Genomic DNA, 1,147 nt, shown 5'->3' with positions numbered 1-1,147 from the left:
CTGAGCAACCGTCTTGTCAGTCAAGCGATATGCATAGTCGGATCCCATGTGGAGCCGTGTTTGGCGATGGCATTGAGCATGGTCAGCAGCTTGCGCATGCAGGCCACGAGAGCGACCTTCTTGCGCTTTCCTGCCGCCAGCAGGCGCTCATAGCAGGCCTTAAGCGCCGGGTTATGTCGCACCGCCGTCAGCGTGGCCATGTACAGGGTTCGCCGCACATCGGCGCGCCCACCCCAAATGCAGCGCTGGCCACGCATCTGGCCGGAGTCGCGGTTCAAGGGCGCAACGCCCACCAGCGCAGCGATGCGGCGCCGGTCGAGCTTGCCGAGTTCGGGGAGTTCGGCCAGCAGCACTGCAACGCTGGCAGCGCCGATGCCCGGCACGCTGGCCAGCGCCTGGGCCAATCGGGCGTGATGGCGCTGCACATGCGCAGCCACCTCGGCTTCGCTGTCGCCGAGCTCCTGCTTCAAGAATTCAATGACTCGCTCGATGCTCGGGCGCGCCGCCGCGTGCGCCAGGCGCAGGCGCTGCCGCTCGGAGGTCAGCATCTGCACCAACTGGCGCCGACGCAGCACCAAGGCCTGCAGTTGCTGCAACTCGGCATCAGCCAGCGGCTTGACGAAGCGCTCGCGCTCGGGGTGTTGGTGCAGCACGCGGGCGAAGGCCGCCAGCATGCGCGCATCCAGCGCATCGGTCTTGGCCAGCGCGCCCATCGCGCGGGCGAAGTCGCGCGCGGTGCGCGGGTTGACCACCGCCACCGCCAAGCCCGCGGCTTGCAACGCGCAGGCCGCTTCGAACTCGTAGCCGCCCGTGGCCTCCAGCACAACCAGCGCGGGCGCCAAAGCCGATGCCCGGTTGACCAGTTGCTCGATGCCAGCCACGTCATTGGCGAGCTGCCAAGTCTTGCCCTGATCGCTGCTGGCGATCTCCAGGGTCTGGCTGGAGACATCAATACCGATAAAAACAGAGTCGGACACGTCCTCTCACTCCCATCCTTGTCTATACGAACTTCAAGTTCCTACAACCGTTCGGGCTGCAGAGAAGGACGGTCCGGCTCGGGCGCCCAGTGCTCAGAGGCGGGCTTCAACAAATGGCCCGGAGGCCGCTCGGGCTACCCGAGCCGGTCCGAGGCTTAAAGATACAAGGC

At 66.1% G+C, this 1,147-nt stretch carries 1 protein-coding gene; it reads right to left on the bottom strand.

Going from position 1 to position 1,147, the window contains the following annotated elements; genetic code table 11:
• Positions 1 to 20: 20 nt before the first annotated feature.
• Positions 21 to 977 (bottom strand): IS110 family transposase, encoded by a 957-nt coding sequence (locus EJP67_RS33505; protein WP_126026016.1) that lies wholly within the window; start codon positions 975 to 977, stop codon positions 21 to 23.
• Positions 978 to 1,147 lie beyond the last annotated feature (170 nt).

It is taken from the genome of Variovorax guangxiensis, from assembly GCF_003952165.1.
In the GTDB taxonomy this organism is placed as follows: Bacteria; Pseudomonadota; Gammaproteobacteria; order Burkholderiales; family Burkholderiaceae_C; genus Variovorax; species Variovorax guangxiensis.
This window is presented reverse-complemented; position numbering and strand designations above follow the sequence as displayed.